22 protein-coding genes and 2 rRNA genes are annotated in these 21764 nt (G+C 41.5%); all 24 read left to right on the plus strand.

Features of this window, described 5'->3' with window-relative positions; all coding sequences use genetic code 11:
- The first annotated feature begins 108 nt into the window (after window positions 1–108).
- The 24 genes from KJ593_04130 to rpsI all read left to right on the plus strand — a co-directional run bounded on the left by KJ593_04130 (window position 109) and on the right by rpsI (window position 21695).
- A 23S ribosomal RNA gene (locus KJ593_04130) occupies window positions 109–4018 on the plus strand.
- Between the two features lie 77 nt (window positions 4019–4095).
- A 5S ribosomal RNA gene (rrf, locus tag KJ593_04135) occupies window positions 4096–4212 on the plus strand.
- A 112-nt stretch (window positions 4213–4324) separates the two neighbouring features.
- Entirely contained in the window at window positions 4325–5221 is an 897-nt protein-coding gene (locus tag KJ593_04140) for a sugar kinase (GenBank protein MBU2541070.1), read from the plus strand.
- 9 nt (window positions 5222–5230) lie between these two features.
- A complete protein-coding gene (locus tag KJ593_04145) occupies window positions 5231–5956 on the plus strand; it encodes a PilZ domain-containing protein (GenBank protein MBU2541071.1) in 726 nt (241 codons plus the stop codon).
- A 2-nt stretch (window positions 5957–5958) separates the two neighbouring features.
- On the plus strand, window positions 5959–8064 hold the full coding sequence (recG, locus tag KJ593_04150) for an ATP-dependent DNA helicase RecG (protein ID MBU2541072.1): 2106 nt from the start codon (window positions 5959–5961) through the stop codon (window positions 8062–8064).
- Window positions 8065–8090: 26 nt separating this feature from the next.
- Window positions 8091–8648: a 16S rRNA (guanine(966)-N(2))-methyltransferase RsmD gene (gene rsmD, locus KJ593_04155; protein ID MBU2541073.1), complete on the plus strand. Its 558-nt coding sequence runs from the start codon at window positions 8091–8093 to the stop codon at window positions 8646–8648.
- A gap of 55 nt (window positions 8649–8703) precedes the next feature.
- Window positions 8704–9189: a pantetheine-phosphate adenylyltransferase gene (gene coaD / locus KJ593_04160; GenBank protein MBU2541074.1), complete on the plus strand. Its 486-nt coding sequence runs from the start codon at window positions 8704–8706 to the stop codon at window positions 9187–9189.
- 36 nt (window positions 9190–9225) lie between these two features.
- Window positions 9226–9639 (plus strand): DUF177 domain-containing protein, encoded by a 414-nt coding sequence (locus KJ593_04165; protein MBU2541075.1) that lies wholly within the window; start codon window positions 9226–9228, stop codon window positions 9637–9639.
- 36 nt (window positions 9640–9675) lie between these two features.
- Window positions 9676–9879, plus strand: a complete 204-nt coding sequence (rpmF, locus tag KJ593_04170; GenBank protein MBU2541076.1) for a 50S ribosomal protein L32 — start codon at window positions 9676–9678, stop codon at window positions 9877–9879.
- A 17-nt stretch (window positions 9880–9896) separates the two neighbouring features.
- Window positions 9897–10901 (plus strand): phosphate acyltransferase PlsX, encoded by a 1005-nt coding sequence (gene plsX / locus KJ593_04175; GenBank protein MBU2541077.1) that lies wholly within the window; start codon window positions 9897–9899, stop codon window positions 10899–10901.
- Window positions 10894–11871: a ketoacyl-ACP synthase III gene (locus tag KJ593_04180; protein MBU2541078.1), complete on the plus strand. Its 978-nt coding sequence runs from the start codon at window positions 10894–10896 to the stop codon at window positions 11869–11871. The genes plsX and KJ593_04180 overlap by 8 nt, the downstream gene beginning before the upstream one ends.
- Before the next feature lie 4 nt (window positions 11872–11875).
- On the plus strand, window positions 11876–12817 hold the full coding sequence (fabD, locus tag KJ593_04185) for an ACP S-malonyltransferase (protein ID MBU2541079.1): 942 nt from the start codon (window positions 11876–11878) through the stop codon (window positions 12815–12817).
- Between the two features lie 18 nt (window positions 12818–12835).
- Window positions 12836–13579, plus strand: coding sequence for a 3-oxoacyl-[acyl-carrier-protein] reductase (fabG, locus tag KJ593_04190; GenBank protein ID MBU2541080.1), 744 nt, complete (start codon window positions 12836–12838; stop codon window positions 13577–13579).
- A 58-nt stretch (window positions 13580–13637) separates the two neighbouring features.
- Entirely contained in the window at window positions 13638–13880 is a 243-nt protein-coding gene (gene acpP, locus KJ593_04195) for an acyl carrier protein (GenBank protein ID MBU2541081.1), read from the plus strand.
- A 106-nt stretch (window positions 13881–13986) separates the two neighbouring features.
- Window positions 13987–15228, plus strand: a complete 1242-nt coding sequence (fabF, locus tag KJ593_04200) for a beta-ketoacyl-ACP synthase II (protein ID MBU2541082.1) — start codon at window positions 13987–13989, stop codon at window positions 15226–15228.
- Window positions 15229–15293: 65 nt separating this feature from the next.
- On the plus strand, window positions 15294–16565 hold the full coding sequence (gene leuC / locus KJ593_04205) for a 3-isopropylmalate dehydratase large subunit (protein MBU2541083.1): 1272 nt from the start codon (window positions 15294–15296) through the stop codon (window positions 16563–16565).
- Window positions 16566–16567: 2 nt separating this feature from the next.
- Complete coding sequence (locus KJ593_04210) at window positions 16568–17053, plus strand: 3-isopropylmalate dehydratase small subunit (protein ID MBU2541084.1); 486 nt, start codon at window positions 16568–16570, stop codon at window positions 17051–17053.
- A 30-nt stretch (window positions 17054–17083) separates the two neighbouring features.
- Window positions 17084–17365, plus strand: a complete 282-nt coding sequence (locus KJ593_04215) for a hypothetical protein (protein MBU2541085.1) — start codon at window positions 17084–17086, stop codon at window positions 17363–17365.
- Window positions 17358–18407, plus strand: coding sequence for a 3-isopropylmalate dehydrogenase (locus tag KJ593_04220; protein MBU2541086.1), 1050 nt, complete (start codon window positions 17358–17360; stop codon window positions 18405–18407). The genes KJ593_04215 and KJ593_04220 overlap by 8 nt, the downstream gene beginning before the upstream one ends.
- Window positions 18408–18426: 19 nt before the next feature.
- On the plus strand, window positions 18427–19437 hold the full coding sequence (locus KJ593_04225) for an aspartate-semialdehyde dehydrogenase (protein ID MBU2541087.1): 1011 nt from the start codon (window positions 18427–18429) through the stop codon (window positions 19435–19437).
- Window positions 19438–19513: 76 nt separating this feature from the next.
- Window positions 19514–20296 carry a tRNA pseudouridine(38-40) synthase TruA gene (gene truA, locus KJ593_04230; GenBank protein MBU2541088.1) on the plus strand — a complete coding sequence of 261 codons (783 nt, stop codon included), beginning with the start codon at window positions 19514–19516 and terminating at the stop codon, window positions 20294–20296.
- Complete coding sequence (locus tag KJ593_04235; protein ID MBU2541089.1) at window positions 20293–20796, plus strand: hypothetical protein; 504 nt, start codon at window positions 20293–20295, stop codon at window positions 20794–20796. The genes truA and KJ593_04235 overlap by 4 nt, the downstream gene beginning before the upstream one ends.
- A gap of 59 nt (window positions 20797–20855) precedes the next feature.
- The gene (gene rplM, locus KJ593_04240) at window positions 20856–21299 is read left to right on the plus strand and encodes a 50S ribosomal protein L13 (protein MBU2541090.1); all 444 of its coding nucleotides are present in this window, start codon (window positions 20856–20858) and stop codon (window positions 21297–21299) included.
- Window positions 21300–21695: a 30S ribosomal protein S9 gene (gene rpsI, locus KJ593_04245; GenBank protein ID MBU2541091.1), complete on the plus strand. Its 396-nt coding sequence runs from the start codon at window positions 21300–21302 to the stop codon at window positions 21693–21695.
- The last annotated feature ends 69 nt before the right edge of the window (window positions 21696–21764 follow it).

Genomic DNA, 21764 nt, shown 5'->3' on the forward strand with positions numbered 1-21764 from the left:
ATATCTGATCTTTGACAACTAAATCAGGGTGAAACTACAATAAACCGAGAGAATCAGTTTTTGATTTATAGTTGCAAACTATAAATCGGCAACATACATTAAGTATGTGGTCAAGCTACAAAGGGTTCATGGTGAATGACTTGGTCAAACAGCGCGATGAAGGACGTGGTAAGCAGCGATATGCTTCGGGTAGCCGCAAACAGGCTTTGATCCGGAGATTTCCGAATGGGGGAACCCGGTCCCGTTAATACGGGATCATCATGTGATGAATACATAGTTACATGGAGCAATACTGGGTGAAGTAAACCATTTCAGTAGCCCAAGGAAAAGAAAGAGAAATCGATTTCCCCAGTAGCGGCGAGCGAAAAGGAAACAGCCTAAATCCTGATGGCGTGATAGTCTGTATGCGTTTTCATCAGGTGGTTGCGGGGTTTAGTTGGAGGTAGATACAGATACCTCGTCTCAGATGATTGTAATAATCGAATGACATGGAAAGGTCAGCCATAGAAGGTGAAAGCCCTTTAGGTGAAATTATAGTCATTTTAGATGGACTGAATACCCAAGTATCACGGGACACGTGAAATCCTGTGAGAATCTGCTCCGACCACGGAGTAAGGCTAAATACTAGTTTGGACCGATAGTGTACAAGTACCGTGAGGGAAAGTTGAAAAGAACCCTTTTTAAGGGAGTGAAATAGAACCTGAAACCATGAACTTACAAGCGGTCGAAGTCCCGACTCGTTCGGGATGACGGCGTACCTTTTGCATAATGGACCGACAAGTTACTGTGCAGTGCAAGCTTAATCCGTTTTCACGGAGGAGGCGTAGCGAAAGCGAGTCTTAATTGGGCGTCTTAGTACTGCATAGTAGACCCGAAGCTGAGTGATCTACCCATGGTCAGGGTGAAGTCTCGAGAAATCGAGATGGAGGCCCGAACTCGTGGACGTTGAAAAGTCTTGGGATGAACTGTGGGTTGGAGTGAAAGGCTAATCAAACTCAGTGATAGCTGGTTCTCCCCGAAATAGCTTTAGGGCTAGCCTTATAAAATGGATAATGGTGGTAGAGTACTGAATGGGCTAGGGACGATAACCTCGTTGCCAAACCCAACCAAACTGCGAATACCATTACACCTTATTATAGGAGTCAGACTTGAGGGGATAAGCTCTCTAGTCGAAAGGGAAACAGCCCAGATCGCCGGTTAAGGTCCCTAAGGATAAGCTAAGTGGTAAAGGATGTGAAATCGCTCTGACAACCAGGATGTTGGCTCAGAGGCAGCCATCATTTAAAGAGTGCGTAACAGCTCACTGGTCGATGCGATTTTGCGCCTAAAATGATCGGGGCTTAAGCTTATTACCGAAACCGCGAATCTTTGTCATCTTTGGATGACGGGGGTGGTAGGGGAGCATTCCGTTATAGGTTGAAGGTCTTTCGTAAGGAAGGCTCGACTTTTCGGAAGAGACAATGTCGGTATGAGTAGCGAAAATGTCCGCGAGAAACGGACACGCCGAAAATCCAAGGTTTCCTGGGGAAGGTTAATCCGCCCAGGGTTAGTCGATCCTAAGCCGAGGCAATAATAGCGTAGGCGATGGATAATCCGTTAATATTCGGATACCAGGTAAGTGGTGCTTTACTTAAGATGTGACACAGACAGCTAGGTTGTGCCCAGTGTTGGATGTCTGGGTTTAAGCCTGCAGGCCCGCAAGGGTTGGCAGGTTATGGGGACCCTTTTCTACGGATCAGGGGAAGCAACCGATGCTTTGCTGTCAAGAAAAACCATTTTAAGAAATCATTTATCTGTTCGTACCGTAATCCGACACAGGTAGATACCCAGAATATGGGAAGGCGATCGAGATAACTCTCGTTAAGGAACTCGGCAATCTAGCCCCGTAACTTCGGAAGAAGGGGTGCCCCGCTTTTAGTGGGGTCACAGTAAAGAAGCCCGTGTGACTGTTTAGTAAAAACACAGGTCTCTGCAAAGTCGAAAGACAAAGTATAGGGACTGATACCTGCCCGGTGCTGGAAGGTTAAGGGAAGAGATTATTCTGAACTTGTTCAGGAGAAGTTTTGAACCGAAGCCCCAGTAAACGGCGGCCGTAAATACGTATTACGTTGTGCGTACTGCGCACGGCGTTAAAAAATGTTGCGGCTTCAGGAAGTAATTCCTGAAATAAATCTGGCTGTATGCGGGAACATCCGTGTATCTCAAAGTACCAAAAGGTAAAAATCTTTGAGTGCGGAAAATCCGCAGGGAAGTCGTAATTGACCCCTCAGAGATCACACGCCAGCTCCTAATAAATGTTAGGATGAAGATATGATCCACGCCTTATGGCGACATAGGGAGAACGTGAACTATAACGGTCCTAAGGTTGACGTAACAACGCTAGCCTGCTCCGAAAAATATCGGAGAATAATTACCAACTATATGCAGGAAACTCCTCAAAAAGTGTTGATACTAGCTCGACTATTGAGTCGGAGCAGTAAAAATGCAACATTCAAGGGGAAAATCCGCAGGGAAGTCTGAAAGGAGAAAATATGACCCCTCAGAGACCAAACGTTGGAAATCGTGGCAGAGTTTCGAGATTGACTGATGAATGGATTTCGGGTTTTATCGATGGGGAAGGATGTTTCCATATCGGAATCAGTAAACATAATGATTTACGAATAGGATATCAAATCCTCCCAGAGCTAACCGTAGTTCAACACAAGCGCGATTTAGATTTACTTCATGAATTGCGTTCAACGATGAATTGCGGGGTAGTGCGAAGAAACCACGGAGATCGATTCTGTTGGAGAGTAAGAAATTTGCAAAATCTCTCAGAAGTGATAATTCCGTTTTTTGATAAACATCCGTTAAGATCAAAAAAATATGTAGATTTTTTGAAATTCAGAAAAGTGGTTATGAAGATGCAAAAAGGGGAACATCTTACAAAGGATGGTTTCCAGCAAATAGTAAAAATTGCATCAAAAATGAATCGCTGTCAATCAAAAATGAAGCCAGATTTAAGAGAGAGTCCACTCCAGGATGAAAATTCTGGGTAATAGTGAGCGAAATTCCTTGTGGGGTAAGTTCCCACGCGCACGAATGGTGTACCAACATGGGCGCTGTCTCGACGAGAGACTCGGTGAAATTGTAGTGGCGGTGAAGATGCCGCCTACCCGCAGCAAGACGAAAAGACCCCGGAACTTTTACTGTATCCTGGTATTGAATTTTGGTCCGATATGTGTAGTATAGGTGGGAGGCTTTGAGGCCCGGCCGCTAGGTTGGGCAGAGCCATCAGTGAAATACCACCCTTATTTTCCTAAAATTCTAACCCCTTAGCTTTAATCAGCTAGGGAAACAGTGCCAGGTGGGCAGTTTAACTGGGGCGGTTTCCTCCTAAAATGTAACGGCGGAGCCCAAAGGTTCCCTCAAGGCGGTCGGCAATCGCCTGTTGAGTGTAAGGGCATAAGGGAGCTTAACTGCAATTCCGACAGGAAGCGCAGGTACGAAAGTAGGGCTTAGTGATCCGGTGGTAGAAAGTGGGATTGCCATCGCTCAACGGATAAAAAGTACTCCGGGGATAACAGGCTTATCGCGCTCGAGAGTTCATATCGACAGCGCGGATTGGCACCTCGATGTCGGCTCATCCTATCCTGGGGCTGTATAAGGTCCCAAGGGTCCGGCTGTTCGCCGGTTAAAAGGGTACGCGAGCTGGGTTTAGAACGTCGCAAGACAGTTCGGTCTCTATCTGCTGTGGGCGTAAGGATACTTGAAGGGAAGCTCTCCCTAGTACGAGAGGACCGGGAGAGACGGACCGCTGGTGTACCAGTTGTCCTGCCAAGGGCAAGTGCTGGGTAGCCATGTTCGGAAAGGATAAGCGCTGAAGGCATCTAAGTGCCAAGCCCCTCTCAAGAATAGGTATCCCTTCCCGAGCAATCGGGATGAAGGCAGGCTGTAGACTACAGCCTTGATAGGCTCTGTGTGTAAGATCTGTAAGGATTTTAGCTGAAGAGTACTAATAGCCAATCGGCTTGACCACTCGGTATATTAGTTATAAGAAGCTGGTCTATTGTATTTAGTTTCACCCTGAATCTTAGTTGTTTTTAATTAAAAATTGGGAGTGTCTTTACTGAGGAGGAAACACCCGTTCCCATTCCGAATACGGTAGTTAAGCTCCTCGAGGTCGATGGTACTGTAGTGGTAACGCTACGGGAGAGTAGATAGGTGCTCCCTTAGACTTTAATAGCCCTTTGAAATTAATTCAGAGGGCTATTTTTTTTAAATTGCAAAATACAAACAGCTCTTGATTGACTTTTATGAATAGATTTGTTACTATATTAGCGCTATGAGTTTATTAGTCTTAGGAACAGTAGCTTTAGATTCAGTGAGAACTCCAGCTGGGCTGCGCAGGAAAATGCTAGGTGGTTCAGCCGTGCATTTTTCAATGAGCGCCAGACTTTTTACGCCAGTAGCTCTGGTCGGGGTAATCGGTTTTGATTTTCCTAAGGAATATATCCGACTCTTACGCAGAAAGGGTATTAACTTAGATAGTCTTAAGAGGGCCAAAGGCAAGACATTCCACTGGCAGGGTGAGTATAAGGGTGATATGAATTCTGCCATTACTATTAATACTGAATTAGGCGTTCTTATTAGCTCAAAGCCAATACTTGCCCCCGAACATAGGAAGATAAAAAATATCTTCTTAGCTAATATTGATCCTGATGATCAAAGATTGGTTTTGGATTTAGTGCATCAGGCAGAATTTGTAGGCCTAGACAGTATGAATTACTGGATTGATAATAAAAAGAAGAGTCTGCTTAAGGTTATGAAAAGAGTGCATCTTTTCGTTGCCAACGAGCATGAGGCGCGTAGTTTAACCGGAGAATTCAATTTGATCAAGGCTGCTAAAAATTTATCCTCTCTAGGCCCTGAGATAATTGTAATAAAGAAAGGAGAGCACGGGCTTATTTTTTATACCTCGAATTTCCTTTTTTGCCTGCCGGCTTATCCTATAACTGGAGTTGTTGACCCTACTGGCGCTGGAGATACCTTTGCCGGCGCATTAATGGGCTACCTTAGTTCACACAAAAAAAACAGCTCTAACATTAAAAAGGCGCTCTGTAATGCTGTTGTCTGCGCCAGTTTTAATGTAGAGGGATTCGGTTTAGATGTAACGAAAGATCTAGAGGCATCTCAATTATGCAGACGCATCAGAGAGTTTAAAAAGATAACTTCGATATAGACTAAAATTATGGAAATAAAGATTCGAACTACTAAGGATACAGCGATCTTAGACCTCAGGGGGAATTTAGATGTCAATGCCTCTAATTTTATTGAGGCAATCGGCGAGGTCTTGCGGCAGGGTTTTAAAAAGGTTATTTGTAATTTTAAGGATGTAGATATTATTGACTATATGGGACTTTCCGGATTAGCGATTGCTTACAAGAATATCAGTAACCACGATGCCGTCTTGAAGCTTTCTGATGTGCCGACCCATATAAAAAGCGTTTTTTCGCTTCTGTTATTGGATAATGTTTTAGAGATTTGCGGCACTGAAGCTGAGGCCCTGAAAAATTTTCAATATGATGATTCCTTTTCAAAGATAGAAAGTAAGAAACTGCGCAGAAGATTCAAACGCCTGCCAATAAATCTAAAAATAAAGTTTAGGCGCAAATTTAGCTCCTCTAAAGATTTTTTAGAAGGAAAGATATTCAACATTAGTGCCATAGGTGTTTTTATATACACAAAGAAGACTTTTGAGCTTAATGATATTTTGAGGTGTCGAATTCTACTGGGGGCAGAGAAAGAAACAATTGAATTTGATGCCAGAGTGGTTTGGCTTGCGGATAAAAGGCTGCAACCGCAGATTGCCCCTGGTATGGCAGTGGAATTTTACAAGATGCCCAGTAGGATTCAGAAAAAGATTGTCGAATTCGTTGATAAAAATATTTCCCACGCAAGAGACATTGATACTTGAGAATGAAGGAATTTTCTCGCTCCGTTAAATTCTTAAAGGGCGTTGGACCCTCCCGCGCAAAAATCTTAAAAAAATTATCCATTGAGACAATCGAGGATATTCTCTATTATTTTCCCCGCCGTTACGAAGATCGCAAAAACTTTATTAGTATAAGCCAGATAAAAGAGGATTCAAGTTATACCTTAAGAGCAAGGATTCTTTCCGTCGGAGTTCACAGTTCATTTAAAAGGCGCAATTTTAATATAGTGACTGTAAGCGTTGCTGATAATTCTGGCAAGATTGATGCTGTTTGGTTTAATCAGCGGTTCCTTGCGAATATGCTTAAGGTTGGCCAGGAGATTATTCTTTACGGTGAATTAAGCAGGTATAAAGATAGATTGCAGTTAAACTCACCCGAATTCGAGATAATTTCTGAAGATGATATCTCACAAGATAATCTTAATGTCGGTCGCATAGTTCCAATCTATTCTCTGGCAAAGTTTTTAAGCCAGCGTCAGATGCGCCGGCTCGTAAAAAATGCAATCGATGACTTTATTAGCCAAGTAAGGGATTTCCTGCCCTACGATGTTCGTAGCCGCGAAGGCCTTATTAATTTAGCAAAGGCCTTAATCAGCATTCACTTTCCACAGAATTTTAAACTCCTCGATGATGCCTATAGGAGATTGTGTTTTGACGATTGTTTTCTTTATCAGATACCGATTCTTATGCGAAAGGTTAAGGCGAGGCAAAGGAAGGGAATTTCACTAGAGACTCAAGATGGTTTTGTTGAACAAATCTTGCCTAAGTTGCCTTTTAAATTAACACCTTCTCAGTTCTATGTCTTAATCCAGATAGAGAAAGATCTATCGAGTCCAATTCCAATGCAAAGATTATTGCAGGGCGATGTCGGCTCTGGGAAGACAATCGTGGCTTTTTTATCAGCCTTGGTTGCGATAGAAGCAGGCGTTCAGGTTGCGCTGATGGTACCGACAGAGATTATCGCCAAACAGCATTTTCGCGTTTTAGCTAAAGTCGCAAAGGATGTTGGAAAAGATATAAGTTTTGGCCTGCTTACGGGTTCGCTAAGGCCTAAGGAAAAACAAGGCCTCTACGATAAAGTGAAGGATGGGGGTATTGATTTATTGATTGGCACGCATGCCTTATTAAGCGAAAAGCTACGCTTTGAGAAATTGGGCTTGGTTATCATTGATGAACAGCACAAATTTGGCGTGGAGCAGAGAGCAGAGCTTTCTAAAAGGACCTTTCAGGAGAATGGAAAATACTGGCCACATAACTTAATTATGACAGCAACGCCTATACCTCGAACCCTAGCAATGACTATCTATGGGGATTTAGAGGTATCTGTATTAAAAGAATTGCCACCAGCAAGACAGCCTATAATTACCAAAAAATTCTCACAAGGCGAAGTCGAGAAGGCATATGGATTCTTAAAGGAAGTCCTAGCTTGTGGTGGCCAGGCGTATATAATTTATCCAATTATCGAAGAATCCCAAAGCATGGACTTGAAGGCAGCCAAGGCTATGTATGAGGCATTAAGAAAGGAAATTTTTAAGGATTTCCGCATTGGTCTAATTCATAGTCGTCTAAATCAGACAGAGCAGGGCCGAATTATGGAAGGCTTTTATGAAGGAAAAATAGATATATTAGTAGCAACAAGCATCTTAGAGGTCGGCGTAGATGTGCCGGATGCGTCATGCATTTTAATTGAAGAGGCAGATCGCTTTGGGCTTTCGACTTTACATCAGTTGCGCGGTAGGGTTGGAAGGTCAGATAAGCAGTCGTATTGTCTTATAGTTAGTTCTTCTCGCACCCAAGAAGGCGCAGCGCGTATTAAGGCTATAACCAGCCTTTCTGATGGTTTTAAGCTTGCTGAGGCTGATTTGCGAATCAGGGGTCCAGGCCAATTTTTCGGTAGAGAGCAGCATGGTCTTAGTGATCTGAAATTTGTCGATCCTTTAGGGCAGATGCACATTTTGAAAAATGCCAGAGATGAAGCTATCCGCTTATTGGATAAAGATCCCCAACTAAGTCAACGCCAGCATCACCTCATGCGCTTGGCCCTGAAAAGTAGATATCCTGATTTTGAGACGTTGATGATGACAGGTTAGCGCTAGCCTGTAGATGAGATGAGGTAATGAGAATAATAGCAGGAGAGTTTAAAGGTAGAAACCTCTTAGGCCCTAAGTCAATTAGGCCGACTGAAGATAAGGTCAAAAAGTCTCTTTTTGATATCTTCAGGGAGCCTGTATTAGATTCGCGTTTCCTGGATTTATTTGCTGGATCAGGTGCAGTAGGCATTGAAGCGCTCTCGCGCGGGGCAAGAGAGGTGTATTTCGTAGAGAATAATTTTAATGCCTGCAAGATAATCGAACAAAACATAAGCAAGTTAAGGCTTAAGGAGCAGACTTATAAGATATTAAGCATGGATGTTGAAAGGGCAATTCTTCATTTTCATAAGGCCAAGGAGGTATTTGATTTGGTATACTTAGACCCTCCTTACTATCAGGATATGGCAAAAAAAGCCTTGCAAATGCTAAGTAGCTATGATATATTAGGCCAGAATGGTTTTGTGATTGTTCAACATCATAGTAAAGATAGATTAGAGCAAGAGTCTGACAAACTAAAGCTATGGCGCACAAGGAGTTATTCAACTACGTTGCTCTCCTTTTATAGCAAAATAACCAACCTTTAATTTGAATAAGCAAAAATAGTTATAACTTTATATTTTACAAGAGGTTAGATGAATTATGTGTCGAAAAGCCATTTATCCCGGGACATTTGATCCAGTCACCTTTGGGCATTTGGATTTGATTGAAAGAGCTGCAAGAATTTTCGATGAGGTAATAATTGCCATAGCAGAAAATCTTGAAAAGAAGCCATTGTTCAGTCTGGAGGAAAGAGTAGCTATGATTAAGAAGGCTACTCTAGACTTTGATAACGTCTCTGTTGAGGCCTTTGATGAGCTAGTTGTAGATTATGCCCGGAGAAAGAAGATTAGCGTTATCATTCGCGGTCTGCGTATGATTTCAGATTTTGAGTTCGAGTTTCAAATGGCCCTAACCAATAGAAAGTTGGCATCTGATATTGAGACGATATTTCTTATGCCAAGCGAGTCATTATCTTATATTTCAAGTAAGCTACTTAAAGAGGCGGCATTTTTAGGGGCAGACTTAAAGGAATTCTTGCCGGATTTTGTTGAAGTTGCTTTAAAGAAACGCCTAAAAGCTAGATAGTCACAAGACTGTATCTGTCGGTCATCTGTATATAATATGAAAATAGCTCTTAGGGATATTCCTGATACAGGTACATTGAATCTTGTACATACATTTGGCTTGAATGAACTTGATTTGTGTACAGATTCTACTTTGTTATCTGAGCCGGTGAATATAAATGTCAAGATATCCAAAGGTATAAATATTGTTATAGTTGATGCTCAGATTCGCGGTGCAATGCAGTTTGATTGTGCACGCTGTCTAAAGGCCTTTAAATGGCCATTTGATAAAAGTGCGAGATTTGATTACCAAGTGCAGCCCAACGATTCATATATAATAGTTGATGATAATTTGAGAGAAGAGATTGTATTAGATTTTCCAGTTAAGCCGCTTTGTAAAAGCGATTGCCGTGGCCTGTGTCCAAATTGCGGCGAAGATTTGAATCTTGCACTCTGCAAGTGCAAAAAGTAGACTAAAGATAGTAATCTAAAATTTCAGGAGGTAGGAATGGCGTTACCAAAAAGAAGATTTTCGCGTTCTCGAAGTTTAAAGAAAAGGGCTCATAAGAAGCTTGCTAATTTAAAACTTTCAATATGTCTTCACTGTAAATCTAAGAAAATACCGCATACGATCTGTCCTGTTTGCGGATTTTATAAAGGCAAGCAGGTTATCGAGATCAAAAAGAAAGAAAAGAAAGAGAAGAAGAGGTAGTTAGGAGTTATTGACTTATGAAGATAGCAGTTGATGCAATGGGTGGAGATTACGCCCCTAAAACAACAGTTGCGGGTGCAGTCCAAGCAAAAAAACTTTATGATGTTGACATTGTCCTCGTAGGAAAGAGTGATGTAATCCGGAAAGAGTTATCTCGTATAAAACATGCTCCTTCTGATGTTGAGATTGTTGATGCGTCTGAAGTTATTGTCATGCGCGAACCAGCGGCAGCCAGTGTGCGAAAGAAGCGGCACTCTTCAATAGTCACTGGAATAGGTCTGTTAAAAGATAATAAGGCAGATGCCTTTGTTAGCGCTGGAAACACTGGGGCTGTCGTGTGTGCTGCTACTTTGAGTCTAAGATTATTGCCAGGGATAGAACGGCCTGGAATCTCAATAGTAATTCCAACTTTAAAAAGTGCAGGGCTGATCATTGATGTTGGAGCCAATATCGACCCTAAGCCTATACATCTGCTTCAATATGCCATAATGAGTGATGCCTACTTAAGGAATATAATGAAAAGACAAAACCCACGCATTGGGCTTCTTAATATCGGCGAGGAAGAGACCAAGGGTACGGATTTTCTTAAAGAGACATATCAACTTATGGAGAGGTCTGATTTTAATTTTATCGGCAATATAGAGGCAAGAGATATATTCTCGGGAAACTGTGATGCTGCTGTTTGTGATGGTTTTGTTGGAAATGTCTCTCTTAAGATTTTAGAAGGCGTAGGCGAGGTTGTTTCAGAGCTTCTGCGACGGGAATTAAAGGGCAATCCGCTGGCAAAGATAGGTTTGCTTTTTGCCAAGAATAGCTTGCGTAGATTTAGGAAGAGGCTAGATTATTCCGAATACGGAGGTGCGCCTCTTTTAGGGGTTGACGGCGTAATCATTATCGGCCATGGACGTTCTAGCGCAAATGCGATTAAAAACGCCATCAGGGTAGCTAAGGAAGAAGTTGAGAATAAGGTAAACGAAAAGATTGTTGATCGAATCAGGCATTCCAGGAGCGTTAATGACTAGGGTAGGGATTATTGGAGTGGGAGATTATCTCCCGAAAAGGATCTTAAATAATAGCCATCTGGAGAAAATGGTTAATACTTCAGATGAATGGATTTTTACTCGCACTGGAATAAAGGAAAGAAGAATTGCTAGAAAAAATGAGTCTACGTCAGATATGGCTGTTGTTGCTGCTCGGCGTGCCTTAAGAAATGCCCACCTGAAAGCTCAAGACGTGGATCTAATTATTGTAGCCACTATAACGGGCGATATGCATTTTCCTTCAACAGCCTGTTTGGTTCAAAATGCCCTGGGTGCTTTTAATGCAGCATGTTTTGATATAAACGCAGCCTGTCCTGGGTTTGTTTATGCACTTGTTAATGCCCAGGCATTTATCAAAAGTGGGATTTATCGTAATGCCTTAATTATCGGCGCAGAAAAATTGACATCTATAACTGATTGGACAGACAGGAATACTTGCATATTGTTTGGTGATGGAGCAGGCGCTGCTGTTTTAGCCCCAGTAAAAAGAGGCGGGATACTTTCAAGTTTCTTAGCAAGTAATGGCGCCTTAGCAGATTTACTATTTCTGCCTGCAGGAGGTTCAAAACTGCCAACGAGCAAACAAACGCTAAAGCAGCGAATGCATTTTATAAAGATGCGCGGAAATGAATTATTTAAATTTGCTGTTAAGTTAATGGTAGATGCTGCAAACTCTGCTTTAAAAAAATGCGGCCTTAATTGTTCTGATGTTACTTATATAATTCCGCATCAGGCAAATATAAGGATTCTTTTAGCAGTTGCAAGGAAACTGGGACTTCCTAAAGAAAAGATATTCTTGAATCTTCACAAATACGGTAATATGTCAAGCGCTTCCACAGCAGTAGCCCTATCTGAAGTAATTAAAAAGAAGAAACTGAAAAAAGGCGATATTCTTGTTCTCGATGCCTTTGGTGCAGGTCTGGTGTGGGGTGCAGCAGTGATTGAATGGTGAACAGATGAATAAGAAAATCGCTTATATCTTTCCTGGTCAAGGTGCTCAATATCCAGGTATGGGCAAAGATCTATATGAGAGCTCTGAAGCTGCTAGGAGGATTTTTGAAAAGGCTGATAATTTACTAGGGTTTTCATTAAGTAATATATGTTTTAACGCTTCCTCAGAAGAGTTGAAGCGCACTGACATATGTCAGCCAGCAATTTTGACAGTAAATATTGCAGCACTTGCGGCCTTGGAAGAACACAATAACAATATTCCTTCAGCGAGTTTTTGCGCTGGGCTAAGCTTAGGAGAGTATGCTGGGCTTGTGGCAGCTGATGTTTTCACATTCGAAGATGCCTTGAAAATAGTCTGTAAACGTGGCCAATTTATGGAAGAGGCAGCAAGTAAGACTAAAGGGGCGATGGCAGCAATAATTGGCCTTGATGAAAAAATAGTGCGCAAGATTACCTCTGATTCTGGCGTCTATATTGCTAATTTGAATTGCCCAGGACAGATTGTAATTTCAGGTGAAGCAGAAAGGCTTAAAAAAGCAGCTCAGAGAGCGAAAGAGGCAGGCGCACTTAAGGTGATAAACTTAGAGGTAAGCGGGGCTTTTCATTCACCGCTTATGAAAGAGGCCTCAGATAAACTTCTTGAGGAACTTTCCCGATATACGATAAATCCAGCGAAAACAGATATTGTTTTTAATGCTACTGCCCAACCTGCAGATTCTAGTCAGGATATAAAGGACAATCTAGTAAAGCAGGTTGCCTCAAGTGTACTTTGGGAGAATTCAATGCGTTACATTATAAATAATGGTGTATCTTTATTTATTGAACTTGGTCCGGGAAAGGTGCTTAAAGGATTATTAAGGCGTATTGATTCATCTGTGGATGTCCTGAATCTGGCAAAGCAAAAGGATGTAGAAGAAGTTGTATCGCAATTAATGGCTGTCGTCTAAATATAAGGGGAATGGATTATGAGATTAAAAGGCAAGCTTGCTTTGGTTACTGGCGCCGGCAGAGGTATTGGTAAGGAGATTGCTTCTTGCTTTGTGCGTGAAGGAGCAGATTTGATTATTTGTGATGTGCAACCAGAGTTGGTAGAAGAGGCTGCAAGAGACCTTTCTAAAACAGGCACTAAAGTGGAAGGCCTTGTGAATGATGTTACGGATTCTAAGCAAACTACTGAAATGGTAAACAAAATTCTTGACAAATTCTCCAAGATTGATATATTAGTTAACAACGCAGGTATCACGCGAGATAATCTTATTATTAAAATGACTGAAGACGATTGGGATAAGGTTATCGCCGTGAATTTAAAAGGCGCTTTTAATTGTATAAAAGCCGTTACGCGTTCTTTCTTAAAGCAAAGACACGGAAAGATTATTAATGTTGCTTCAATTATTGGCATAATGGGTAATGCCGGCCAGGCTAATTATGCTGCATCTAAGGCAGGCATCATTGGCCTGACAAAAGCAGTTGCAAGAGAGTTTGGTTCTCGCGGTATCAACGTTAATGCAATTGCTCCTGGATTCATTCAAACAGCTATGACGGATAAATTAAGCAAAGAAGTTCAGGAGAAGATGCTTGCTCAGATTCCGCTAGGCAGATTCGGCAAGCCAAAAGACGTGGCAGATCTGTGTTTGTTCCTGGCGAGTGAAGATTCAAGTTACATTACCGGTCAGGTATTCATTATAGATGGCGGGATGTTTATGCAGTAGGTGTAGGCGAAAATAATTTTTTGGGATTCAAGTTCAAACACATAAAGGAGGAAGGCACATGGCAGTAGGCGAAAAAGTGAAGTCAATCATTGCAGAGCAGTTAGGAGTTAAGGAAGAGGAAGTAACTCCTAAAGCTTCATTTATTGATGATTTAGGAGCAGATTCTTTGGATACAGTAGAATTAGTTATGGCATTAGAGGAAGAATTTGGTATTGAGATACCTGATGAAGACGCAGAGAAGATGTCCACAGTAGGCGAAGCCATAAAATACATCGAAGAAAAAACAGTCAGCAAAAAATAAGTGCAAAAGAGTATTCTTTATAGACGAAAAAAGCCCCGACTAATAATCGGGGCGTCGTATTTTATATACTGCGTTAAATAATTAAAGATTTGATTACGAAAACAATATGAAAAGAAGAGTTGTTGCTACAGGCCTAGGTGTAATTTCGCCTCTTGGTAATGATATAAAGATTTTCTGGGATAATCTTGTTAAAGGTAGGAGTGGTATAAGTAAGCTGACCGCCTTTGATCCCACAGGGTTTTCTTCCCAGATTGCAGGTGAAGCTAGGGACTTTGATCCTTCTCTCTATATGGAGAAGAAGGAGGTAAAGCGCACAGCCAGGTTTGTCCAGTTTGCTGTTGCTGCGGCAAGACAGGCATTAGCTGATTCCAAGATTAATTTAGAACAAGAGGACCCAAATCGCATCGGCGTTTTAGTTGGTTCTGGAATTGGCAGTTTAAAAGTAATCGAAGATGAAACGAGGCGCTATCTAGAGAAAGGCCCCAGAAAGATATCGCCATTCTTAATACCAACGTTAATCGTAAATGAGGCAGCAGGCTGGATTTCTATTATTTTTAAGTTGAAAGGTCCAACTTCCTGTGTGGCAACTGCCTGTGCTACAGGCAACCACGCAATTGGAGATGCATTCAGGATTATCCAGCGTGGCGACGCAGATGTTATGATCTGCGGCGGCACTGAAAGCGCTATTACTCCTTTGGGAGTAGGCGGATTTTGCGCGCTTAAGGCCTTAAGCAGCAGGAATGATACACCTGAGACTGCAAGTCGGCCTTTTGACAAAGATAGAGATGGTTTTGTAATTTCAGAAGGGGCTGGCATTGTTGTTTTAGAGCTCTTAGAGCATGCCCAAAAACGCTCTGCACCCATTTACTGCGAGCTTGTTGGTTATGGCATGAGTTCTGATGCCTATCATGTTACTGCGCCTGATCCTACTGCTGATGGTCCATCGCGTGCAATTAAAATAGCTTTAGATGATGCAAATCTTAAGCCAGAAGATGTAAATTATATAAATGCACATGGGACCTCTACAATACTTAATGATCGCATTGAGACCAAGGCCATAAAAATTGTTTTTGGTGATTACGCAAAGAGAATTGCTGTTAGTTCCACAAAATCTATGACCGGACATTTATTAGGAGGTGCCGGTGGCGTAGAATTCATTGCCTTAAGTTTTTCCATAAGAGATGGAATCGTTCCACCCACAATCAATTATCACAATCCTGATCCGGAGTGCGATCTTGATTATGTCCCCAATGAAGCTCGCCGCGTGAATGTGCAAGTCGGGCTTTCTAATGCTTTAGGCTTCGGCGGTCACAACGCCACCCTCGCTGCAAAAAAGTTTAGTGGATAGCTTAAATCCTAATTTCAAATACTACAAAATCCAAAATTTTTTGGTATGTATTTTTATTTTATACTATGGGTTACACAATAGCAGAAAAGATATTATTAAGTCATTCTGAGAAAGACAGGATTTCTCCCGGTGAATTTATCTGGGCTGATGTTGATTTCTGTCTGGGTAATGATATTACAGCACCTTTAGCAATTGAAGAATTTAAGAATCTTAAGGCCAATAAGGTATTTGACCCTGAAAGAATAGCCCTTATTCCAGACCATTTTACTCCAGCCAAGGATTTTAAGGCTGCAAATGCTGTTAATATCTTGAAGGAATTTTCTCGCCAATACAACATCAGACATTTCTATGAGGTCGGGCGCGTAGGGATTGAGCATGCGCTTCTTCCTGAATTAGGATTAGTGGGCCCAGGAGATTTGGTTATCGGAGCTGATTCTCATACCTGCACATACGGAGCCCTAGGTGCCTTTGCTACAGGAGTTGGCTCGACAGATTTAGGTGCTTGTCTTGCTACTGGCAAGGTTTGGTTAAAGGTGCCAGAATCAATAAAATTTATTTATAAAGGGAAACCTTCCAAGTGGGTCAGCGGAAAAGATATAATTCTTTACACAATAGCTGATATAGGCGTTGATGGTGCAAACTACATGTCAATGGAATTCAGTGGTCAGGCAATCACTAGTTTGGCCATAGAAGAGCGTTTTGCAATTTCTAATATGGCGATTGAAGCTGGAGCAAAGGCAGGCATTATTGCACCTGATAAAACTACATTAGCCTACTTAAAGCAGGCGAAATACCCTCGCATTAAAAAGGCAGGAAATCTTCAATCAGATTCCGATGCAAGATATGCCTTAATCAAGGAATATGATATTAAGAGTTGGGAGCCGGCTGTGGCATGTCCGCATCTACCTAGCAATGTCAAGGCAGTGAGTGAACTTGAAGATATCAAGATAAATCAGGTGGTTATCGGTTCTTGTACTAATGGTTATTTGAATGATTTAAGGATTGCCGCTAAGATTATAAGAGGACAATCAGTCCATCCAGATGTGCGTTTGATTGTTATACCAGCAACGCAAAAGATTTATCTTGCCGCAGTAAGAGAAGGACTGGCTGAAATTTTCGTTAAGGCAGGAGGCGTATTTTCGACTCCTACTTGTGGACCCTGCCTTGGCGGGCATATGGGGATTCTAGATAAAGGCGAGGTTGCCTTAGCAACAACCAATAGAAATTTTCTAGGCAGAATGGGCCATGCGGAAAGTTTCCTGTATTTGTCTAATTCGGCAGTGGCAGCAGCCTCAGCGATTAAAGGACGCATAGCGCATCCAGAAGAGGTCATGTAGCGATGATAATAAAAGGTAAGGTTCATAAATTCGCTGATAACGTCAATACTGATGAGATAATCGCCTCGCGTTATCTTAATGCTACTGATCCAAAGGAATTAGGCTCACATTGCATGGAAATCTTAGATAAAGATTTCTCAAAAAATGTAGTTAAGGGTGATATAATAGTAGCTGGTAGGAATTTTGGTTGTGGTTCAAGCAGGCAACATGCCCCCTTGGCAATAAAGGGCGTAGGAATATCCTGTGTTATAGCCTTGAGTTTTGCGAGGATATTCTACCGCAATTGCCTAAACTTAGGTCTACCTATTTTAGAGATTAAAGGGGCTGATAAGATAACTCCTGGATCAGAATTAGAGATTGATTTGGCAAGCGGCCGGATAGTAGATACCACTAATAATAATGTATTTCAAGCAGCTGCCTACCCTGAATTTATGCGATCAATCATTAATGCCGGCGGATTGATTAATTGGCTTCGAATGCAGACATAGGCTATAGTCTCATTTAGGAGGGATAAAAAAATGAAGGCAGAGCGAGATGTAATCAAGGTAGGTATTGTTACGGAACATCATAAGCTGGTCGGTAATATCCATATTGTTCCGGGTGGCAGGATAACTGATTTTCTTTCCTCCCGGGCAGGGGGAAATTTCATACCTATTACTGATGTGAAGGTATTCTCAGTCGGAGATGAAAAATTACTTATGGAGACCGATTTTTTAACTGTGAATACGAACTTTATTGTCTTGCTTTATCCTATGGGTAAAGATAGAGCATCCAAGGAGGGTTTTAAGAAAGATGCTTAAAATAGCTGTTATACCGGGTGACGGTACAGGGCCAGAAGTAGTTAGGGAAGGCTTAAAGGTATTAAAGGAAGTTGCAAAAAAATACAATATAAGCTATGAGACTAAAACCTTTCCTTTTGGCGGAGAATATTATCTCAAGAATAAGGTTCCCATGCCTGGCGATGCACTCGAGGAATTAAAGCAATTTTCATGCATATTTTTAGGCGCCATTGGTCATCCCAAGGTAAAACCAGGAATTCTAGAATTAGGAATTTTGTTAAAAATCAGATTCGGTCTAGATCAGTATATAAATTTAAGGCCGATTAAATTGTTTGATGAGAGATTTTGTCCTTTAAAAGATAAAACTAGCAAGGATGTTGATTTTGTAGTTGTAAGGGAAAATTCAGAAGGCCTATATAAAGGTATGGGCGATTTTACTGACAAGGGCACAAAGCAGGAGATTGCAAGGCAGATTTCTTATAATACGCGTAAAGGCGTAGAACGTTGTATTCGTTATGCCTTTGAATTTACGAAAAAACGCAACAAAAACAAGAGGCTCACGCTTTGCGGTAAAACTAATGTTCTCACATATGCCTGGGATTTATGGGAGAGAACGTTTCAGGAGATCGCTGGAGAATATCCAGATGTTTCGACTGATTATGCCCATGTTGATGCTACCTGTATGTGGATGGTAAAGAATCCAGAATGGTTTGACGTAATTGTTACTGATAATATGTTCGGAGACATAATTACAGATTTGGGTGCTATGGTTCAAGGCGGTATGGGCATTGCAGCAGGCGGAAATATTAGTCCTAGCGGCGTATCAATGTTTGAGCCTATCGGAGGTTCTGCTCCAAAATATACGGGAAAAGATGTAATCAATCCCTTGGCAGCAATTTGTGCTTTATCCATGATGCTAGAGGAGGCAGGTCAGGGCAAGGCAGCAGAGACAGTAGAAAATGCTGTAATTAAGGTTGTGCGCACGAAACTAAAATCGCTCTCAGCTGGTAAGATGGGGTACTCAACGAGTGAAGTAGGCGATTTAGTAGTAGAAAATTTATAATTATTTAGCGGATAGTAAAATGAAGATGAATAAAAAGAGTAAATACAATGTAGCTGTTGTTGGTGTTGGTGTTGTGGGTATTGAAATGTTACGCTGTTTAAAACAGCGCGCGTTCCCAATAAATGAGTTACGTATATTTGCGCGCTCTGCTCGAGAAATTAGCGTAGACAATCATATTTACAAGGTAGGGGCAGTTAGTCCGGAAGGTTTCCAGAATATAGATATAGTATTTTTTGCCGGAACAGAGGGAGAGAAGGGCGCTGCAGTAACTTTTGCGCCTGAGGCAGTTCGATGCGGTGCAGTAGTTATTGATAATGGCGCTGATTTTCGTCTTAAAAAGACAGTGCCATTAGTTGTTCCTGAGGTGAATCCTAAGGATGTAGCCAGACATAAGGGTATTATTGCCAATCCAAACTGCTCTACTATTCAAATGGTAGTAGCAATTTGGCCGATAAAAAAGAGCGTAGGATTAAAAAGGATAATAGTCTCTAGCTATCAGGCAGTCTCAGGCGCTGGCCGCAGCGGTGTAATTCAACTTGAAAATGAACTAAAAGGTAGAGAGGTGGCGGGTGGCGCATTTGCCTATTTAATAGCTAATAATATCATCCCTCAGATAGGAGACTTTGGTAGAGCAGATTATACTTCTGAAGAGTGGAAGATGGTTCATGAAACCCATAAGATTCTGCATGATGAATCAATTAAGATTTCTGCTACTTGTGCCAGGGTTCCGGTGATAACCGGACATTGTGAGGCAATATATCTTGAAACTAAAAAGGGCATAAGCGTAGAAAACATAAGAAAGCTCCTAAGCAAGAATCCAGGTATTAAAGTAATTGATGAGCCAAAAAAAGGACTCTATCCTTTACCTATTGTTGCTGAAGGTAAAGATGAGGTCTTCGTTGGCCGCATAAGAAAAGACCCATTTCAAAAGAACGGCTTCTGGCTGTGGGTAGTATCTGATAATCTGCGTAAAGGCGCAGCATTGAACGCCATTCAGATTGCAGAACTTTTAATAAAGCGCAAAGCGTAAAACTAGATTGCAAAACTTAAAAGTTTTTTAGTCTTTGAGTTTTCGTTTTGCGCTTTTTGCTTTAGACCTTTAACTTATGAGAAATATTAAGCTTAGCATCTCTTATGACGGAACTAATTACTGTGGATGGCAGGTCCAAAAAAATAGAGGCGAGAGGAGGTCTATCCAGGGAGTTATTGAAAAGACCTTAAAAAAGATTTTGCAGGAGAGGGTTAGACTTATCGGCTCTGGTAGGACTGATGCTGGCGTGCATGCCTTGGGTCAGGTAGCAAATTTTAAGACCACCTCAACAATAGAGGCAGTTAATATCAAACGCGCCTTAAATTCTTTATTGCCGCAGGATATAAAAATATCCAGTGCATCTGAAGTGGATTTAGGTTTTCATTCTCAGCACGGAGCTAAACTTAAGACCTATCAGTATCTCATACTTAATAGCAGAGATTCCAATCCGCTATTATTTCGTTATGTGCATCAGGTTGCCTTTTCTCTAGATATTCCTCTTATGGCTGCTGAGTTGCGTCTTCTAAGAGGCAGGCATAACTTTAAGTCCTTTTGTGCAAGTGGCTCAAAGGTGAAAAGTACTACCAGGACCGTAAAGAAATTGGCTTTAAGAACCAGTGCCAAATTCTCTGCTTGGGACTTGATGAATAAGGCAAGATTGGTTATAATTAGCATAGAGGCTGATGGGTTTCTTTATAACATGGTAAGAAATATTGTCGGGACATTGATTGATATTGGCCGTGGCCATCTAAAAAAAGGCGATATGAAGAGAATCCTGAAGGCTAAGGACAGGAGATTAGCCGGCTCAACAGCTCCTGCAAAAGGGCTGTATCTTTGTGAGGTTAAATATAAGAAATGATTAGACAGATTTCAGAGTGGTCAGTTAGATTGTCCAAAAGTATTAATAATAAAGCAGCCGTGAATTTATATGCTGTGATAATTATGGTTGTTGTCTTAGCTATTCTGGCTGCTGCAGCAGTAGTGAGAGTAACCAATATCCAAGGTGACGCTACTTTATTGAGTGAGGAGGCCCTGTTACGCTCGCTTACTAAGGCTGCGATGCTTTATAACGTAGAGAATGATGATTGGTATGGCCGCAATGCTAATGATGATATTTTTGCCGAATTTTTACAAGATCCGCCACCCCATTCTACCGCGACTACTCTCTTTGAACTTCTTGATTTGAGCGGAGGCCCTGATGAGGAATGGGAGCTTTATTATTTTTCGGCTAATGAGTGGTATATAGGTTGTCCTCATCTCCGAGGAATTTCTGCGAGTGGGGGTGGTACAGCGTGGCGTTTCTTCGTTGAAGGAGGCAAAGTTGAACTTTTGTGGGGACCAAACCACATTTGGCCTTGAGGAGTGAGATGACAATTTATATTGACACATGAGCTTGTTTTTGCTATAGTTACACCCTTATGAAAATTAAGCGAAATCGTACATACTTACCAAAAAAGCAAGAAATTAAACGCAGGTGGTATATTGTTGATGCCGAGAATATGGTACTGGGCAGGATTGCAGCCAAAATTGCCACTGTATTAAGAGGTAAGAATAAGCCGCAATTTACTCCACATCTTGATACCGGAGATGGGGTTATTGTAATCAATGCCCAAAAAGTGAGGGTTACAGGAAAAAAGGGTCAGGATAAGATTTATCAGCGTTATTCAGGATACCCCAGTGGGTTGAAAGAAATAAACCTTAACGAACTGATGAGCAAAAAGCCACAACTCGTTATCACAAATGCAGTTAAGAATATGCTCCCTGACAATAAGTTGAAGAGAGTCGTTCTTAAAAGGTTAAAGATATATAAAGATGAGGTACATCCTCATTCTGGCCAAAACCCAGTTAAATTAGAGATTTAAATGAGTGAGATTAGTAAATATAAAGGTTTAGGTAGGCGCAAAGAGTCAGTTGCGCAGGTAATTTTACAGCCAGGCAAAGGCGGCATCCAGGTTAATAGTCTTGATTGGCAACAGTATTTCAAGCGCGAGACTGACCGCTTATTAATCTGCCAACCTTTAGAGCAGACAGGAAATTCCAACAAATTTGATATTATGATTAAGGTAAGCGGGGGTGGGATTTCTGGTCAGGCTGGCGCAACCAGGCTTGCCATAGTCAGGGCCTTGCTTTTAGCGCAACCCGACTCTAAAACAGTGCTTAAAAAATTCGGATTTCTTACTAGGGATTCACGCATGAAAGAACGTAAGAAATTTGGACGAAAAGGGGCAAGAAAGAGGTTTCAGTGGACTAAACGATAAACGAACCATAATTTCAGATAGAGAATCCGCTAGAGACCCTAGCGGATTTTTTTTATGCATTTGGCGATT

This window comes from Candidatus Omnitrophota bacterium (genome assembly GCA_018830005.1).
GTDB lineage: Bacteria > Omnitrophota > Gorgyraeia > JAHJTE01 > JAHJTE01 > JAHJTE01.

Excerpts from the sequence above, each read along its gene's own strand:
- KJ593_04140 (MBU2541070.1), top strand. The coding sequence starts at position 4,325 with ATGAGTTTATTAGTCTTAGGAACAGTAGCTTTAGATTCAGTGAGAACT.
- acpP (MBU2541081.1), top strand. The coding sequence starts at position 13,638 with ATGGCAGTAGGCGAAAAAGTGAAGTCAATCATTGCAGAGCAGTTAGGA.
- plsX (MBU2541077.1), top strand. The coding sequence starts at position 9,897 with ATGAAGATAGCAGTTGATGCAATGGGTGGAGATTACGCCCCTAAAACA.
- fabG (MBU2541080.1), top strand. The coding sequence starts at position 12,836 with ATGAGATTAAAAGGCAAGCTTGCTTTGGTTACTGGCGCCGGCAGAGGT.
- KJ593_04180 (MBU2541078.1), top strand. The coding sequence starts at position 10,894 with ATGACTAGGGTAGGGATTATTGGAGTGGGAGATTATCTCCCGAAAAGG.
- rplM (MBU2541090.1), top strand. The coding sequence starts at position 20,856 with ATGAAAATTAAGCGAAATCGTACATACTTACCAAAAAAGCAAGAAATT.
- KJ593_04225 (MBU2541087.1), top strand. The coding sequence starts at position 18,427 with ATGAAGATGAATAAAAAGAGTAAATACAATGTAGCTGTTGTTGGTGTT.
- KJ593_04145 (MBU2541071.1), top strand. The coding sequence starts at position 5,231 with ATGGAAATAAAGATTCGAACTACTAAGGATACAGCGATCTTAGACCTC.
- KJ593_04235 (MBU2541089.1), top strand. The coding sequence starts at position 20,293 with ATGATTAGACAGATTTCAGAGTGGTCAGTTAGATTGTCCAAAAGTATT.
- KJ593_04215 (MBU2541085.1), top strand. The coding sequence starts at position 17,084 with ATGAAGGCAGAGCGAGATGTAATCAAGGTAGGTATTGTTACGGAACAT.
- rsmD (MBU2541073.1), top strand. The coding sequence starts at position 8,091 with ATGAGAATAATAGCAGGAGAGTTTAAAGGTAGAAACCTCTTAGGCCCT.
- coaD (MBU2541074.1), top strand. The coding sequence starts at position 8,704 with ATGTGTCGAAAAGCCATTTATCCCGGGACATTTGATCCAGTCACCTTT.
- rpsI (MBU2541091.1), top strand. The coding sequence starts at position 21,300 with ATGAGTGAGATTAGTAAATATAAAGGTTTAGGTAGGCGCAAAGAGTCA.
- KJ593_04210 (MBU2541084.1), top strand. The coding sequence starts at position 16,568 with ATGATAATAAAAGGTAAGGTTCATAAATTCGCTGATAACGTCAATACT.
- leuC (MBU2541083.1), top strand. The coding sequence starts at position 15,294 with ATGGGTTACACAATAGCAGAAAAGATATTATTAAGTCATTCTGAGAAA.
- KJ593_04165 (MBU2541075.1), top strand. The coding sequence starts at position 9,226 with ATGAAAATAGCTCTTAGGGATATTCCTGATACAGGTACATTGAATCTT.
- KJ593_04220 (MBU2541086.1), top strand. The coding sequence starts at position 17,358 with ATGCTTAAAATAGCTGTTATACCGGGTGACGGTACAGGGCCAGAAGTA.
- fabD (MBU2541079.1), top strand. The coding sequence starts at position 11,876 with ATGAATAAGAAAATCGCTTATATCTTTCCTGGTCAAGGTGCTCAATAT.
- recG (MBU2541072.1), top strand. The coding sequence starts at position 5,959 with ATGAAGGAATTTTCTCGCTCCGTTAAATTCTTAAAGGGCGTTGGACCC.
- fabF (MBU2541082.1), top strand. The coding sequence starts at position 13,987 with ATGAAAAGAAGAGTTGTTGCTACAGGCCTAGGTGTAATTTCGCCTCTT.
- rpmF (MBU2541076.1), top strand. The coding sequence starts at position 9,676 with ATGGCGTTACCAAAAAGAAGATTTTCGCGTTCTCGAAGTTTAAAGAAA.
- truA (MBU2541088.1), top strand. The coding sequence starts at position 19,514 with ATGAGAAATATTAAGCTTAGCATCTCTTATGACGGAACTAATTACTGT.